The 16,412-nt window shown below is 67.4% G+C and carries 12 protein-coding genes; 9 read left to right on the top strand and 3 right to left on the bottom strand.

Features of this window, described 5'->3' with window-relative positions:
* Positions 1–9: 9 nt before the first annotated feature.
* Together ACGFX9_RS17515 and ACGFX9_RS17510 are read left to right on the top strand one after the other, a co-directional pair.
* On the top strand, positions 10–1,209 hold the full coding sequence (locus ACGFX9_RS17515; protein ID WP_393472514.1) for a lysophospholipid acyltransferase family protein: 1,200 nt from the start codon (positions 10–12) through the stop codon (positions 1,207–1,209).
* 84 nt (positions 1,210–1,293) lie between these two features.
* Positions 1,294–2,001 carry a nitroreductase family protein gene (locus tag ACGFX9_RS17510; RefSeq protein WP_393471955.1) on the top strand — a complete coding sequence of 236 codons (708 nt, stop codon included), beginning with the start codon at positions 1,294–1,296 and terminating at the stop codon, positions 1,999–2,001.
* Here the strand turns inward: ACGFX9_RS17510 and ACGFX9_RS17505 are convergent.
* Positions 1,980–3,104, bottom strand: coding sequence for an alkene reductase (locus tag ACGFX9_RS17505; RefSeq protein ID WP_393471953.1), 1,125 nt, complete (start codon positions 3,102–3,104; stop codon positions 1,980–1,982). The genes ACGFX9_RS17510 and ACGFX9_RS17505 overlap by 22 nt on opposite strands.
* A 57-nt stretch (positions 3,105–3,161) precedes the next feature.
* On the opposite strand from ACGFX9_RS17505, the gene ACGFX9_RS17500 reads away from it, so the two are divergent.
* Positions 3,162–3,530, top strand: coding sequence for a MerR family transcriptional regulator (locus ACGFX9_RS17500; RefSeq protein WP_393471951.1), 369 nt, complete (start codon positions 3,162–3,164; stop codon positions 3,528–3,530).
* A gap of 105 nt (positions 3,531–3,635) precedes the next feature.
* The gene (locus tag ACGFX9_RS17495; protein ID WP_393471949.1) at positions 3,636–4,529 is read left to right on the top strand and encodes an alpha/beta fold hydrolase; all 894 of its coding nucleotides are present in this window, start codon (positions 3,636–3,638) and stop codon (positions 4,527–4,529) included.
* Positions 4,530–4,602: 73 nt separating this feature from the next.
* Here the strand turns inward: ACGFX9_RS17495 and pruA are convergent, their stop codons facing one another.
* Positions 4,603–6,234 carry an L-glutamate gamma-semialdehyde dehydrogenase gene (gene pruA, locus ACGFX9_RS17490; RefSeq protein ID WP_393471946.1) on the bottom strand — a complete coding sequence of 544 codons (1,632 nt, stop codon included), beginning with the start codon at positions 6,232–6,234 and terminating at the stop codon, positions 4,603–4,605.
* Between the two features lie 50 nt (positions 6,235–6,284).
* A complete protein-coding gene (locus ACGFX9_RS17485; protein ID WP_393471943.1) occupies positions 6,285–7,211 on the bottom strand; it encodes a proline dehydrogenase family protein in 927 nt (308 codons plus the stop codon).
* A gap of 181 nt (positions 7,212–7,392) precedes the next feature.
* Between ACGFX9_RS17485 and ACGFX9_RS17480 the strand changes: the two genes are divergently transcribed.
* The 5 genes from ACGFX9_RS17480 to ACGFX9_RS17460 all read left to right on the top strand — a co-directional run bounded on the left by ACGFX9_RS17480 (position 7,393) and on the right by ACGFX9_RS17460 (position 15,649).
* The gene (locus tag ACGFX9_RS17480) at positions 7,393–8,562 is read left to right on the top strand and encodes a PucR family transcriptional regulator (RefSeq protein ID WP_393471939.1); all 1,170 of its coding nucleotides are present in this window, start codon (positions 7,393–7,395) and stop codon (positions 8,560–8,562) included.
* Between the two features lie 164 nt (positions 8,563–8,726).
* Positions 8,727–9,482 (top strand): TnsA-like heteromeric transposase endonuclease subunit, encoded by a 756-nt coding sequence (locus tag ACGFX9_RS17475; RefSeq protein ID WP_393471936.1) that lies wholly within the window; start codon positions 8,727–8,729, stop codon positions 9,480–9,482.
* Complete coding sequence (locus ACGFX9_RS17470) at positions 9,479–11,659, top strand: integrase (protein ID WP_393471933.1); 2,181 nt, start codon at positions 9,479–9,481, stop codon at positions 11,657–11,659. Before ACGFX9_RS17475 ends, ACGFX9_RS17470 begins: the two co-directional genes overlap by 4 nt.
* Positions 11,660–11,887: 228 nt before the next feature.
* Positions 11,888–13,723, top strand: a complete 1,836-nt coding sequence (locus ACGFX9_RS17465) for a hypothetical protein (protein ID WP_393471931.1) — start codon at positions 11,888–11,890, stop codon at positions 13,721–13,723.
* A gap of 264 nt (positions 13,724–13,987) precedes the next feature.
* Positions 13,988–15,649, top strand: a complete 1,662-nt coding sequence (locus ACGFX9_RS17460) for an AIPR family protein (RefSeq protein WP_393471928.1) — start codon at positions 13,988–13,990, stop codon at positions 15,647–15,649.
* The last annotated feature ends 763 nt before the right edge of the window (positions 15,650–16,412 follow it).

Raw genomic sequence — 16,412 nt, 5'->3', positions numbered from 1 at the left:
CGTCCGGCGATTGAGGACGAACTCGGCGGAGCCGGTGATCGACGGTGCGCAAGGCCTCGCGCCGCGTACCTCCGCCGCGCCCTGTGGTGGACCCTCCTCACCCTCACCGGAGGTGTCCAGCGAAGGGGTCAACTGCCGCCCGGTGGCTGCGTCGTCGTGGCCAATCACTCCTCCCACGCCGACACCGCCGCCCTCCTCGCCGCCCTGGACGCCCGCCACTCCCCCGCGATCGGCGCCGCCGCCGACTACTGGTTCGCCTCCCGCCGGCGCAGCCGCATCTGCAGCCGCCTCGCCGCGGGATTCCCCGTGCGCCGCACCGGTGGCGGCATGGACGACCTCCTCGCCAGGGCGGACGGCCTCCGCGCGGGCGGAGCCGTTGTCCTCTTCCCGGAGGGAACCCGCGCCAGGGCAGGCGAACTTGGCGCCTTCCACAAGGGCGCCCTGGTGCTCGCCCGACACGCGAACGTACCCGTGGTCCCGGTCGCCATCGCGGGCACGGACCGCCTGCTGCCCAAGCACGGCAGGCTCCGCCCCGCCCTGGTGCGGGTCGCCATCGGTGAGCCGCTGCCCGCCTCGGTCACCCCCGAGGAGGCCCGCGACGCGGTGGCCGCACTGCGTCGGCGTACGAACGAAGAACCCCTCAGGGACTCCGCCACGCGCAAGCGCACCGCTACGGTCGCCGGCTCCCGCTGGGGCCTCGCACTCGCCTTCGCCTGGGCGTGCGCGGAGGCGCTGAGCTGGCCGCTGATGCCGGAGCTGTTCCTGGCGATCGCCTGCGTGGCGGTACCGCGCCGGGCCCTGAAGCTGTCCCTCCTGGCACTGGCGGGCAGCCTGGCCGGCGGCCTCCTCGCGCTCCAACTGGCAGCCTCAGGCGTCCAGTTGCCGCAGCCGCTGACCACGGAACGTATGCGCGCCGAAGTACGCGAGGAACTGTCCGTCGAGTCGGCGGCAGCCGTCCGCCACCAGCCCTGGAACGGCATCCCCTTCAAGGTGTACGCACGGGAGGCGGGCCGCGCGGACATCGCGCCGTCCGACTGGCTGGCCCACTCGGCCCTCTCGCGCGGCTCCCGCACCCTCACGGTGGGCCTCGCCTTCGGGGCGTTCGGCTTCCTCGTACACCGGCTGCGCAGGTTCTACGCCGTGTATCTGGCGCTGCTCTGCGGCGGCTTCGCGACCGGTCTCTCGCTGATCGTGGCGGGCTGGAGCTGAGGACTCCGGGCACAGCGGCCACCCCGGCCGGAAATTGGTCTGCACCATGGCGCGCGCGGCACCTTCCGCCGCAGAATCGGACGCATGCCTGAGACCGAACAGCAGCAGGAGTGGACCCCCATCCACGGCGAGCCCTACCGCTCCGTCCCGTACCGCCCCGCCCGCATGCCCGAGGACCAATCCCTCGCGCACGCCGCCGAGTTGCGGACGCGGATGCGGGAGCGGCGCACGGTGCGGCAGTTCGCCCCCGACCCCGTCCCGGAGCAGGCCGTGCGGGACGCCATCGCGTGCGCGGCGACCGCACCCTCCGGCGCACATCAGCAGCCGTGGACGTTCGTCCTCGTACGGGATCCTGCGATCCGCGCGCGCATCCGCGAGGCCGCCGAGCGCGAGGAGCGGATCTCGTACGACGGCCGGCTCGGCGAGGAGTGGCTCGCGGCGCTGCGTCCGCTCGGCACCGACGGGATCAAGACCCATCTGACGGACGCGCCCGCGCTGATCGTCGTCTTCCAGCAGCGGTACTGGCTCGGGGACGACGGCACCAAGCACAAGCATTACTACGTGGACGAGTCGGTCGGCATCGCGGTCGGGATGCTGCTCTCCGCGCTGCATCTGTCGGGGCTCGCCGCACTGATCCACACTCCGAGCCCCATGCGCTTCCTGTCGCAGGTCCTGGGCCGTCCGGAGAACGAGAAGGCGTTCGCGGTGATACCCGTGGGCTATCCGGCACCGGACTGCCAGGTCCCCGATCTCGTGCGGAAAACGCTGGATCAGGTGCTTGTGGAGGTCTGAGCGGAGACCAACTGGCGCTCCAGGAAAGGGTAGTCGGTGTACCCCTCGGCCCCGTGGGTGTAGAGGTGCGCCGCGTCGATCTCCTGGAGGGGCGCGTCCACCGCGAACCGCTCCGGCAGGTCGGGGTTGGAGATGAAAGCCCTGCCGTACGAGACGAGATCGGCGCGCCCGGCCGCCAGGACCGCCTCTCCCGCCTCACGCGAGGTCGGGTCGCCGTTCTCGCCCACGTTGGCGATGAGCGTGCCGTGCCAGTGGGGGCGCAGGTCGGCGAGGGCGGGGTAGTCGGCGTTGTCGGTGAGGTGGAGGTAGGCGAGGCCGAGGCCGTCGAGCTCGTCGACCAGGGCGCGGTAGACGGGGCCCGGGTCGGCCTCCGCCATGCCGAACTGCGGGTTGCCCGGCGAGAGGCGCAGCCCAAGGCGCTCGGCGCCGATGGCGTCGGCGACGGCCCGGGTCACCTCGACGGCGAAGCGGATGCGGTCGGCGATCGAGCCCCGGCCGTACTCGTCCTCGCGGAAGTTGGTGTTGTCGGCGAGGAACTGGTGGATCAAGTAGCTGTTGGCACCGTGGAGTTCGACCCCGTCGAAGCCCGCGGCGACGGCGTTGCGGGCCGCGGTGACATGGTCGCGCACGGCGGTGTGGATCTCGTCGCGGGTCATCGCGCGCGGGACGACCGGATCGGCCTTCCCGCCGTCGCTGACGTGGACACGGCCCGGCACGAGCACCGCGGAGGGCCCCGCGGGAAGGTCGCCGTCGATCCGGGCCAGGGGGTGGCCCTTGCGGCCACCGTGCATGAGCTGCGCGTAGATCCTGCCGCCCGCCTCGTGCACCGCCTCGGTCACCCTGCGCCAGCCCGCGACGTGGGCGGAGGTCTCGATCCCCGGGATCCGCCAGTCGCTCTGCCCTCTACTGGCGGGCCACATGCCCTCGGTGACGATGAGGCCGGCGGTGGCGCGCTGGGCGTAGTGCTCGGCGACCACGGGCAGCGGGGTGCCGTCCTCCGCGGCGCGATGGCGGCTCATGGGGGCCATCACGATGCGATTGGGCAGACGCAGGCCGTGGGCGGAAGGCGCGGAATACGGTGTGAGGAGCTCGCTGTTCGTCATGCCGGAACGGTAGGAGCTGACACTGGTGTCAGATTCAAGTGCGGAGGTACGCGGGACATGAGGATCGGCGAGCTGGCGAAGCGTACCGCTGTGAGCGAACGGTCGCTGCGCTACTACGAGAAGCAGGGCCTGCTGGCCGCCGAGCGTACTCCCGGCGGGCACCGTGAGTATCCGGAGCACGCGGTGGACCGCGTCATCCACATCCAGGAGCTGTTCGCCGCGGGCCTGTGCAGCGCGAAGATCGAGCAGTTGCTGCCGTGCATGCGGGACAAGGACGGCGGCCCCTCGGAGAAGGCCACGCCGTGGCTGGTGGAGGAGTTGGCGGTGGAGCGGGCGCGGATCGACGGCATGGTGGAGGAGTTGCTGCGGGCCAGGGAGGTCCTGGACGAGGTGATCTCCGCGGCGACGGGCAAGAGCAGCGTCTGACCGCCGCCGCCACACCTAACCCTCTAAAGAACATTGACTGGTTAGACCGTCCTGTGCTCTACTCACCCCAGAAGCAACCACCAAACCACACTTGAGGGGTTAGATATGAGCAGTCAGGGAACCCACAAGACCCACCACCGCACCACCACCGTCCGCGGCCACGAGATCTCCTACCGCGAGGCAGGCCCCGCCGACGCCCCCGTACTCCTCCTGCTGCACGGCTTCCCCACCAGCTCGCACATGTTCCGCGACCTCATCCCGCTCCTCGCCGACCGCTACCGCGTCATCGCCCCGGACCACATCGGCTTCGGCCGCTCCGCCACCCCCGCGCCGCAGGACTTCACGTACACCTTCGCCGAACTCGCCGACCTCACCGCGGAGTTCACCGAGCAGCTGGGCCTGACCCGCTTCGCGCTCTACGTCCAGGACTACGGCGCACCCATAGGTCTGCGCCTGGCCCTCGCGCACCCCGAGCGCGTCACCGCGATCGTCACGCAGAACGGCAACGCGTACGAGGAGGGCCTCGGCGCCGAAGCCTGGGCGCCCGTCCTCGCGTACATCGCCGACCCGAACGAGAAGACCGCCGCCGCCGTACGGGAGATCCGTTCCCCGGAAGGCATCAAGTGGCAGTACACGCACGGCGTTCCCGACCCGTCCCTGGTCAGCCCCGACGCCTGGCTCCACGACATCGCTCTGATGGCGCGCGAGGGCCAGGACGAGATCCAGCTCGCCCTGATGGGTGATTACGGCAGCAACATCGACCTGTACCCCGCGTTCCAGGAGTACTTCCGTGCCTCCCAGGTGCCGCTGCTCGCGGCCTGGGGTGCCCACGACGAGATCTTCGTGCCGGACGGCGCCCTCGCCTTCCTCCGTGACCTGCCGGAGGCCGAGGTACACCTCCTGCCCGCCGGCCACTTCGCCCTGGAGACCCACGCGGCGCAGATCGCCGGGCTCATCGACGGCTTCCTGACCCGGCGCCTGGACGGCCCCGGAAAATGACACCGCCCCCGACCGGGGTGGGGCCCAGGTCGGAGGCGGAGTTCAGGGAGGGGCGTCGAGGCCCCGGGGGGCGTCAGCCCATGTGCGGGTAGCCGTACTCCGTCGGCGGGACCAGCGTCTCCTTGATGGCGCGGGTCAGCGTCCAGCGCTGCAGGTTCTGCGGGGCGCCCGCCTTGTCGCAGGTGCCGGAGGCGCGACCGCCGCCGAAGGGCTGCTGGCCGACGACGGCGCCGGTCGACTTGTCGTTGATGTAGAAGTTGCCCGCCGCGTAGCGGAGCTTGTCCATCGTGTACGCCGCTGCCGCGCGGTCGTTCGCGATGACCGAACCCGTCAGGGCGTAGTCCGATGCCGACTCCATCTGGGTCAGCATCTCCTCGTACTTGTCGTCTTCGTAGACGTGGACCGCAAGGAACGGACCGAAGTACTCGGTCGTGAAGACCTCGCTCGCCGGGTCCGAGCACTCGACGACGGTCGGGCGCACGAAGTAGCCCACCGAGTCGTCGTACGTGCCGCCCGCGACGATCGTGCAGGAGTCGTCCGACTTGGCGCGGTCGATGGCCGCCTTGTTCTTGGCGAACGCGCGCTCGTCGATGACCGCTCCGATGAAGTTGGAGAGGTCCGTGACGTCGCCCATCTTGATGCCGTCGACCTCGGCCGCGAACTCCTCCTTGAAACCGGAGTTCCAGATCGAGGCCGGAACGTAGGCGCGCGAGGAGGCGCTGCACTTCTGGCCCTGGAACTCGAAGGAGCCACGGGTCAGGGCCGTCTTGAGGATGGCGCGGTCGGCGCTCGGGTGCGCGACGACGAAGTCCTTGCCGCCGGTCTCGCCGACCAGGCGGGGGTAGGTGCGGTACTTGGCGATGTTCTCGCCGACCGTCTTCCACAGGTGCTGGAAGGTCGGGGTCGAGCCGGTGAAGTGGATGCCCGCGAGGTCGCGGTGGTGCAGGGCGACCTCGGAGACGGCGATGCCGTCGCCGGTGACGAGGTTGATGACGCCCTTGGGCAGGCCCGCCTCTTCCAGGAGCTGCATCAGCAGGACGGCGGCGTGCGTCTGCGTCGGGGACGGCTTCCAGACCACCACGTTGCCCATGAGGGCGGGGGCGGTGGGGAGGTTGCCCGCGATCGCGGTGAAGTTGAAGGGGGTGATCGCGTAGACGAAGCCCTCGAGCGGGCGGTGGTCCAGACGGTTCCAGACGCCGGTCGCGTTCGCCGGGGGCTGCTCGGCGAGCAGGTCACGGGCGTACTTGACGTTGAAGCGCCAGAAGTCGATGAGCTCGCAGGGCGTGTCGATCTCGGCCTGCTGGGCGGTCTTGGACTGGCCGAGCATCGTCGAGGCGGCGAGCGTCTCGCGCCACGTCGTGGAGAGCAGCTCGGCGGCGCGCAGGATGATCGCGGCGCGGTCGTCGAAGGCCATCGCGCGCCACGCGGGGGCGGCGGCGAGCGCGGCGTCGATCGCGTCCTGGGCGTCCTGCTTGGTGGCGCCGCGGCCGTTGCCGATGACGGCCTTGTGGTTGTGCGGCTGCACGACCTGGAAGGGCTCACCGCCACCGAGGCGCTTGACGCCGCCGATGGTCATCGGCAGCTCGATGGGGTTCTCGGAGAGTTCCTTGAGCTTGGTCTCGAGGCGGGCGCGCTCCGGGGAACCGGGGGCGTAGCCATGCACCGGCTCGTTGACGGGGGCGGGGACCTGGGTCACGGCGTCCATGAGTCCGTATCTCCTTAAGGGGGGGTCGGGGGAAGTCGGGAAAGGAGCGCTCAGCCCTTGGTGAGGATGGAGCGGGCGAAGAAGAGCAGGTTGGCCGGCTTCTCCGCGAGGCGGCGCATGAAATATCCGTACCAGTCGGTGCCGTACGCGGTGTACACCCGCATCCGGTGGCCCTCGGCCGCGAGCCGAACGTGCTCGTCGCTGCGGATGCCGTACAGCATCTGGAACTCGTACTCATCCAGTTTGCGCCCCGCACGCCGCGCGAGCTCCTGCGCGATGGAGATCAGGCGCGGGTCGTGGGACCCGATCATCGGGTACCCGTCGCCCTCCATGAGGATGCGCGTGATCCGCACGTACGCCTTGTCGATCTCCGCCTTGTCCAGGTACGCGACCTCGGCGGGCTCCTTGTAGGCGCCCTTCACGATGCGTACGCGGCTGCCGGCGGCGGCCAGGCGGCGGGCGTCGTCCTCGGTGCGGAAGAGGTAGGACTGGATGACGCAGCCGGTCTGCGGGAAGTCCTTCCGCAGCTCCTCGTGGATGGCGAACATCGAGTCGAGGGTGGTGTGGTCCTCGGCGTCCAGGGTGACCGTGGTGCCGATCGCGGCGGCGGCCTCGACGACCGGGCGGATGTTGGCGAGGGCCAGCTCGTGGCCGCCTTCCAGCGCCTGGCCGAACATCGACAGTTTCACGGACATCTCGGCCTTCGTGCCGAGGCCGAGGTCCTTGAGGCGCTCGACGAGCTCCAGGTAGGCGTCGCGCGCGGCGGCGGCCTGCTCGGGCGTGGTGATGTCCTCGCCGACGACGTCGAGGGTGACTTCAAGGCCCTTGTCGGCGGCGTCCGTGATGATCGGGACGACCTGGTCCACCGTCTCACCGGCGATGAACCGGCCGACGACCTGCTTGGTGCCCGGGGCCGCCGACACGAAACGGCGCATCCGGTCGCTGCGCGACGCGGCGAGGATCACGGGACCCAGCACGGGCACCTCCACGGAGAGATTGAGACGGGGCCGTACCTGGATATGCGTAACAACCCGGTACGGCACGGAGAACCACCGTGAAACTTAAGGATCCCTCGGAGCCGGTGCCATCGACAGCTGTCACGCATCCGTGCCCTGGATCTCAGACATCTGTCTGAAGGCGGGGGCGAACTACGTCAGAATGGACAGCGTGAAAGGCGACTACCAGGAACTGGTCGACGAGATCTCGGCCCTGCTCGGCGCGCCCGCGACGCTCGAGAACCGCGACTTCGAGCTGATCGCCTTCGGCGCGCACGACGGCGGCGGCGACAGCGGCTTCGACGCGGCGGCCCTCGACCCGGTCCGCACCCGCTCGATCCTCACGCGCCGCTCCACGGCCGACGTCCGCGCCTGGTTCGAGGGTTTCGGCATCACGCGCGCGACGGCCCCGGTCCGCATTCCGCCCACTCCGGAGGCGGGCGTCGTCCGCGGCCGTATCTGCCTTCCCGTACGGCATCGGGGGTTCGCCCTGGGCTACGTATGGCTGCTTGACGACACCCCCGGACCCACGGACGCCCAGCTCACCGCCGCCATGGAGGTGGCGGGCCGCATCGGGGCGCTGCTCGCCGACGAGGCGCAGGCCGGCAGCGATCTGACCCGGGAGTTCCGCGCGGCCCTGACCGCCGAGCGCGGCTGGCAGCGGGACATGGCGGTGGCGGACCTGCGCACGGCGCTCGGCCCGCGCGGCGAGGGCCTGCACGCGGTGGTGTGCGTCGCGCCCTGGCCCTCCGCCGACCCCGACTCCGCCCCTTCCGTGCGTACGGTGCAGGGGGCGACCGCCCTGTGCACGGTGCCCTGGGGTACGGCGGGCCAGAGCCTCGCGGTCCTGGTCCGGCTGCGTTCGGCGGACGTGTCCACCCCGGCGGTGGCGGCGGCCACGCGGCTCCTGGAGTCGGCCCGCTCCGCGGCGGCGGGCATCGCGAGCGCCAGGCACGGCCTTGAGGAGCTCGGCGCCGCCTGGTGGGAGGCGTCGACGGCGGCCCGCGCGGCCCGCGCCGAGCCCCGCTTCGCCCCCGTGGCCCAGTGGTCGGACGTGGGCCCCTACCGCCTGCTCACCTCGCTGCCCGCGGAGGCCGCCCAGGACCCGGTGGCCCGGGCGCTGCTCTCCCCCGCCCACCGCGAACTCGCCCGCACCGCAGAGGCGTTCCTGGACTGCGCGGGCCAAGCGGGCCGCACGGCGGCGGAGTTGGGCATCCACCGCCAGACGCTCTACTACCGCCTCTCGCGCGTGGAGCAGCTCACGGGCCTCGATCTGGACGACGGCGAGGACCGGTTGCTGCTGCACATGGTCTTGAAGTCGTCACGCCTGTAACAGCCTCTAGGATCCGCAGTTTCGTGAGCACTTCCGCGTGACCATGAGCACCGTTCGAGCATTTCCGCGTGATCATGGGCAGTGATTACGGTCAGTAGCTGTCAGTAGTCGACTGTTTAAGATCTTCCGGTTTGGGCGGTGCGAAGCGTTCGCATCGTTCAAGTATGGCGACAGAGCGTCCGCGCAAGGGCCGCAGTAAGCGCACGGTCCCGACGGCGTCGATCCGGTACGGGGACGGATCGACTCGTGAATTCCCATTCGCTCAGCTCCGGTTGAGGGATTTCACCGAGTCCGAGCCGTGGCGCCGGGTTCGTTCGGTACACGGGAAGGCGCACTACTCGGGCGACTATGCGTCCTCGACGACGGGCGGTCAGGTCGTCTACGAAAGTCGGCTGGAGCTGGCGCGTCTACTGCTCGCCGACTTCGATCCAGTGGTGTGCGGCATCTTTGCCCAGCCCTGTCGCATGGTGGCGCGGATCGACGGCAAGGTGCGCAGTCACGTTCCGGACTTTCTCCTGGTGATGGATTCGGGGCCAGTGCGCGTCGTCAACGTCAAGCCGGCCTCACGGCTTGAGGACCCCAAGGTCGTACACGCGCTGGACTGGCCGAGGCAGCTGATCGAGCGGCATGGCTGGGAGTACGAGATCTGGTCGGGGGCAGAGCGGACGCTCGTGGAGAACGTCAGGTTCCTGGCCGCCTATCGGCACCCAGGAGTCGTGCCCGATGACGAGGTCGAGCGGGCCTGGCAGGAGGTCGTTGATGGTGAGGAGATGGTTCTCGCCGAGCGTCGTCTGGCGGGCGGCAGACCTCCTGAAGAAGCCCGTCCGGCGCTGATGGCGCTGTTGTGGGCGGGGCGGCTGACCACGGACCTGGCGGCCCGGCCACTGTCGGGTGAGTGCGTTCTGTGGAGGCAAGAATGACCGAGTGGACGACAACGCTGCGGCCCGGTCTGCCGGTCAGCTTCGACGGTGAACAGTTCACCGTCGCGGAGATCGAGGGCCGACGGATTCTCCTGCGGCAGTCAGGGCTGGCCGGGCCACCGAAACTGAGGCAGGTCGACATCTCGGTGCTGCTCTCCCATCCCACCACCACGGTCTTGGTGTCAGTCCCGGAGGAGGTGACGGCGGCTGCGGCTGTGCTGAGTGGTCTGGCCAACGAGGAGGACGACGAGCTGACAGTGAAGGTCCAGCACATCCAGGAGGTCCTCACCGGGTACCGGCTCGGCGACGCTGCGCTTGCCCTGGAGGGAGAGCCGCGTGCGGACTTCGCATCAGGGAAGCCGATGCTGCACCGCTACGCAGTCAAGGCTGCCGAGCTCGGTGTCGGGGTCAGTACGGTCCGCCGGTGGACGGCGGCGCTGAAGAAGTCGGGCCCGGCCGGACTCGTTGTGGACCGGCTGGCACGCAGTGTGTTGGAGCGGGCGGATCCCCGCTGGGTGGAGATGGCCGAGTCGGTCTTGAAAGCGAACGTCAAGGCGAGTCGCCCGGTGCGGGGGCTGATCCTGACCGAGATCGAGGAGCGACTGGTCAAGGAACACGGGAAGGGCACGGTTCCGCTGCCGGCCCGCACGATGGGCTATGAGCTGCTGCGGCAGATGTCCAAGGGGACCAACGCCTTCGAGGGCAGCACGAAGGGGAAGCGGTCGATCGCGGATGGTCCGCAGGGCACGTACGGCAGGCTGCGTGCCACTCGGCCGGGCGAGTACGTGGTGCTGGACACCAACAGTCTGGATGTCTTCGCGATGGAGCCGGTGACCTGCCGGTGGGTGCGCTGCGAACTGACCGTCGCCATGGATCTGTACAGCAGGTGCATCGTGGGGCTGCGGCTGACCCCGGTGTCGACGAAGTCGGTCGATGTCGCGGGCGTGTTGTACGAGACAGTGCGTCCGCGTGAGGCCCGCGCGAACGGCGGGGAGCCGCTGCCGTACTGCGGTGTTCCGTCGGCTGTGGTGGTCGACGCGGAGAAGTTGGTGGACCGGGACGGGCAGCCGCTGCTGCCGACGGTCGCCACGGAAACGATCATCTTCGACCATGGCAAGGTCTACCTCTCGAACCACATCAAGAGCGTCTGTGCCAAGCTCCGGATCTCGCTGCAGCCCGCCCGTCCCAAAACCCCGACCGACAAGCCGGTGGAACGCTGGTTCGGCACCCTCAACAAGGGCATCCTGGCCGCACTGCCCGGATACAAGGGCTCGGATGTGCACAGCCGCGGCGAGAAGGTCGAGGACGAGGCGTACTTCTTCATTGACGAACTCGAAGCGATCATCCGGGAATGGATCACCACGGTGTACCACAGGCGCCACCACCGAGGGCTGTGCATCCCGGAGGTGACGGGGCTGAAGCTGAGCCCGCTGGAGATGTTCGAGCACGGGGTGACCCGGGCCGGCCCGCTGCGGATCCCCCTGCGGCCCCATCTGGCCTTGGACTTCCTCGAGGAGTTCCGCGTCCCGATCCACCACTACGGCGTGGAGGTCGACGGCCTGCGCTACAACGGCGACGGGCTCAACGGTCACCGCAACCAGCCCAGCCCTTACCGGGGTGTTGACGCCGGGAAGTGGCCGATCGCCGTTGACTCCGGCGACATCACCAAAGCGTACTTCCAGGACCCGAAGGAGCGGACCTGGCACGTCCTGGACTGGGAGCATGCGGCAGCTCTCGATGGCCCGGTGAGCCGAGAGGCAGTGGTCTACGCCCGCAGGCTCGCCAAGAAGACACATCGATTCCCGGATACCAAGCGTGCACTGATCGAGCTGCTGGATCGCTGGGGCGCCGGACTGACCCGGGACCGTACCGAACGCCGGATGGCGCTGCGGCTGTCGCAGGATCGGCTGCGCATGGTCGGCGAAGATGAGGCGCCGGACGAGGCGGATGTGGTCGCCTCGCTGTCGTCTCTGCGGCGTGTGGCGGCCACCGGCGGGCCCGGGGCCAGCAAGGACGAGCCGGGGCATGCGAACCTGCGGGCCGTCGCAGCCACGGAACAGGTTCCGGGTGGCGACGATGACGAGGACGACGAGCTGGAAGCGGTCGTGCCCGGCGAGGAGGACATACTCGCGAACGCCGACGAGGACTACTACGCCGACGTCTGGGAGAGCCGTTGAGTACGGCCGAGGACCTCGCGCCGTTCGAAGGCGACGACTGCCAGTACTCGCCCACCCGGCTTCCGGGCTGGCTTCAGGAGGTCAACGGCCCGGACCGCATTAAGCCCAAGCAGCTCACCCGGGCCCAACTCGCTGGCCTCTCGCCGCGGGATCTGTTGGTACACAACGATGGCCGGGAGGTGCCTGCACACCATCGGGGACCAAGCGCCGGAAGTCGTACTCACCGTCGTGGCCGAATGCGGCGGAGAGCTACCGCAACTGACCAGCGAGGACGTCGGGCACGACGCCCACAACGCCGCCGTCGGCACCGCGTTGGCCCGCATCGCCCTCCACCCTGGCCATGCCGACCACGAGGCACTCTTCGAGTGGATCCTCGAAGCCGACCGCTCACTGCTGAAGGCTTCGAAGAACAACATCGGCGCGATGGCCGACCGGTGGACCTGGAGCGGTCCCGAGTTGGTCGGGCGCGTGCTGGCCAAGCTCGACCGCCGTGCCACCCTGCACGCCCGACTTCGTTACGCCAGCGCCGGCCCCCGACCGCGCTGGCCGGACCTCTCAGCCGACGCCATCACCCGCCGGGCGGCCATGATCCCTGCGATGCTCTGGCCCGGATGGACGATGCGCCTGCTCCCACGGCCCACGAACAACAAGGCCCCCCGCGCGGGCACGTTCCGCCGCGGCTGCAGCAGCTTCCTTCTGCTTCCCGGCGGACCGCCCCAGCTGAACTTCGAACGTGTCGGCCCGCTCCTGGGCAACCAGGAGATCAACACCGACCGCGACAGCATCGAACGACGCCTCTACCTCGATCACGATCTGACCCCACTGGCATCCACACTGGCCCAGCTCGCCCGCGCCTTGGACCAGCACGGCTCGCCTATCGACTACGCCGGACGACGAGCCACCTTCACCAGCACCACCGTCACCCTCGATCTCGATGCATATACGCGGCTATGCGCCCAGCAGGGCTGGAACCCAGGCCAGCAGCATCGCGTCTTCCTCATGCGTGCGTATCTCCTGATGCTGCTGACCGGCGAGGTTCATCCCCCGCCCGAAGGGGCGTCCTACCGGTTCGCGTGGCACTGCTCGGAGTTCCGGTTCCATGCGCCCCGCGCCCTCCGCTCGTTTCTACGCCAGCAGGCCGAAGAGAACCTCGCCCACCACAAGATCATCGAACCCGTTACCTGGGAACCACCTGATGCCTGGGTGACCGCTGCCCGATGGCCCGGCCTCTCCCCCACAGACATCGTCAAGGACGAATTCCGCGACCTGCTCGTAACGTCCGGCACCATCCACGAGGCCGCTGATGCTCTTGGCCTGGCCTCAGAACACGTCCGCCTCTACTGCGATCTAACGGAGACCGGCGCAACCACCCCCAGCGACGTGATCGGCAAACACCTCAGCACACGGACCGTGAGAACCGTCAAGATCCGCGAAGACGCCCTTGCCTCGGATCGACTCCGGGACCTCTACGTGAACCAGAAGCTGGAACTCACGCACATCGCCAACCTGGCGTCCTGCAGACCTGACACGGTCCGCCGGCTCCTCCGGCAGGAAGGCATCCCACTCCGCCCTCGGCCACGACGCATCCCGGACCGCCCCGACATCACACGCGAATGGCTCCACCACGAGTACGTTGTACGCCAACGCGACATCGCCAACCTCGCGCGCGAACGCGGCGTCACCCACTACCACCTCACCAAGATGGCCAAAGCCTGGGATATCCCGATCCGCCCCTCTGGGGGGCATTGCTACAACGCCGTCGGACACTTAAACCTTCACCGCCCCCTGTCCGAGGACATGCGCAAAGTGGTCATGACCTCGCAAGCCCTCGACCGACTACGAGCCATAACCCGAATCCCCGGCCACCCCAGCTTCGCCGCTGCGGCCCGGAGTGACGGCTCCGGAACCGACAGCGCGCTCCGCCAACGAGTCATCGGCGTCGAGAAGGCAGTGGGCTTCCAGATCATCGACCGCTCTGCCAGACCCCTCGCCCCCACCGAACGCGGACGGGAGTTCCTCCGCGAAGCCCGCGAGATCCTCCACATCGCGGACGGGAGACTGTGAGTGCGATGAAAGTGACCTCCGCGGAGCGACAGGGAGGCACGGGGATACGAACCCGACCAGCTTGATCTCTCGACCCTGCGGCCACCCTCTTGGCATCGTCACGTCATGGCCCCCACGCAAGTTGTCGGCGCTGAGTAGGTCCGCAGCTTGGAAGAGGGGTACACCAGATGCGACGTCAGCAACTCCCGCCTTGACCACAGGCAACTCCCCCGCATCTGATGGATATATTCGATAACTTTCCTGGTCAACCAGAGGGGAAATGGTGTGAGCAAGTTTCACGTCAGTCAGATCGAGACTCACGTTCGCGCTCTTTATGAGCCGGAAAACTGGAACACCGACTTGGATGATGTAAATAACCTGTCGCGCCTCTTGGCGCTTCATTCCGTCCATCTTGTTCTGGGTTCCTCGGAAGGGTCTCAGCCGTTGATTGAGATCACAGACGGTGCTAAAGACCGGGGAATTGATGCCATCGGAGTCGACTCGACGACAAAGTTGGTTGTCTTTGTTCAATCAAAGTGGCGCCAGGATGGGTCGGGTTCTATGGCGCTGGGTGACGTTCTAAAGTTCTTGCAAGGCGTAAAATCGCTGCTCGGAATGCGTGCCGATAATGATCTCGCTCATGCTTCCGAAGGCACGAGGACGGCAGTTCGTGATCTACTAAAGACGCCAGGGGCTCGTATCCGATTGGTCACAGTTACGACAGCCGGCGATGCGCTTGCATCGGAAGTTCAGGATCCCATTCTCGAATTGCTGAATCAACTCAATGACCTGGAAGGAATTGAACCCCTCGCCACCCATGTTCACTTCACTCAGGCCGATCTCTTTAATTCAATCTCGGAGCAGGCGCGACCTGCCGTTGATATCGAGTTGCAGATGCTCGACTGGGGGCGGGCGTCCGAACCCCAAAGAATGTATTACGGACGGGTTAGCGCGGCCGAGATTGCGGGTTGGTTCAAGGACCATGGTATCGATCTTTTCGCCGAGAACATTCGTGTCGTGATTCCTAGATCTGATATTAATGATGGGATCCTACAAACGATCGGTGATGATCCGGAACGGTTTGCCTATTACAACAACGGCATCACTGTGCTGGCAGAGGCGATTGAGATTGGTCCCGGAGGCGCCCTGAATCGTGACGTCGGATTCTTCAAACTTTCCGGTGCGAGCATCGTCAATGGAGCGCAGACCGTTTCAACCTTGGGCACGGTGCTCGGAACAGAGCATGAGAAGAATCTGGGAAGTGCTTTCGTTCTCGTGCGATGCATCGAGGTACCTAAAGCCGAAGATGAACTGGGACGCCGCATCACGAGGTTCGCCAATACCCAGAATGAAGTTTCCAGTCAGGATTTTGCCTTCTTGGACCAAGAGCAGCACCGTCTCGCCCGTGAACTGCAGGTGCTCGGATATGAGTACCTTCTGCGTTCAGCGGAACAGGCTAAATCGAAGGATTCTGCAAAGGTGATTGAGGTAAGGCAGGCCGCAGTGGCCCTTGCATGCGCCTCAAGTAGCGTAAATCACTCGGTGATCGCCAAACGGGAAGTTTCCCGACTGTTTTCCGAGGCATCCGTTTATCGCTCCCTCTTCAATCCGAATACGGACCCCCTGAGGCTTACGCGAGCTGTGAGGATCACCGTTTCTGTCGACAAGTTGCTCGACAAGATCGAGCGAGAGCGCGACGGCGCGGAGGCTGGTATCGCGGTGCATGGCAGAAGAGTCATCGCGCATCTGGTGATGAGGAAGCTGGGGGATAGTTTCTTGAGAGATCCCAAGAGTGATCTGAATCCCGTTCTGGGCGGATTGGAGTCGGAGGTCAATTCGTATGTCGCCGCCATGGTCTTGGCATTCCCAGCCAACGCATACCCGGGTAACGTATTCAAGAACCAGGCTAGGGTTGCGGCCCTGATTCGAGACGCCGGATTGACGTGACAACGGAACGGATTCGAAGGTCGCCTGCGGCAGCGCGGTATTCCAGCACATGCCCGGAGGCGGTCATCCATGTGGCACGTACTACAGCCGGAGATCATGTGACGTGGTCTCCTCGACTGATAGGGACTTCGACGAGTCGGCCCCGTGGCGTCGGGTCCGGTCGGTGCACGGGGTGGCGCACTACTCAGGCGACTACGCCTCGGCGACCACGGTCAGGCTTCTGGCCGCCTATTGGTGTCCCGGTGTCGTACCGGCCGGTTAAGTCGAACGGGTCTGGAAGGGGGGCGTCGACGGCGGGATGGCGCTCACCGAACGCCGACCGGAGACGGGAGGCGCGAGGAAGCCCGTCCGTCGCTGAGACACTTCTGCGGGCGGAGCGGCTGACCACCGACCTCTCGGTCCGGCCGCTGTCGGGTGATTGCGTACTGCGGAGGCACAGATGACCCGGTGGACGACGATGCTGCGGCCGGGGCTGCCAATCGGCTTCAACGGTGAGCAGTTCACCGTCACTGAGATTGAGGGGCGACGGATTCTTCTCCGCCAAGGGGCGGTGGTCGGGCCGCCGAAGCTCCGGGGTGTGCGGCATCTGTCTGATCACCTGCATCACTTCCCGGAACAAGACCCAAGATAGGCACGCACGGCTATAATCCGCGGAATCCACTGCTCGGGAGAGGCGGCTCCAGTTGGCCAGGCACCATCTGCGATTCGCACCGAGGATCCTCACACGTCTCGGTGAAGAACTCGTTCCGCACCCTGACATGGG

Source organism: Streptomyces sp. NPDC048436, assembly GCF_043200355.1.
In the GTDB taxonomy this organism is placed as follows: domain Bacteria; phylum Actinomycetota; class Actinomycetes; order Streptomycetales; family Streptomycetaceae; genus Streptomyces.
Note: the sequence above shows the minus strand (reverse complement) of the source record. Positions and strands in the feature narration are given on the sequence as shown.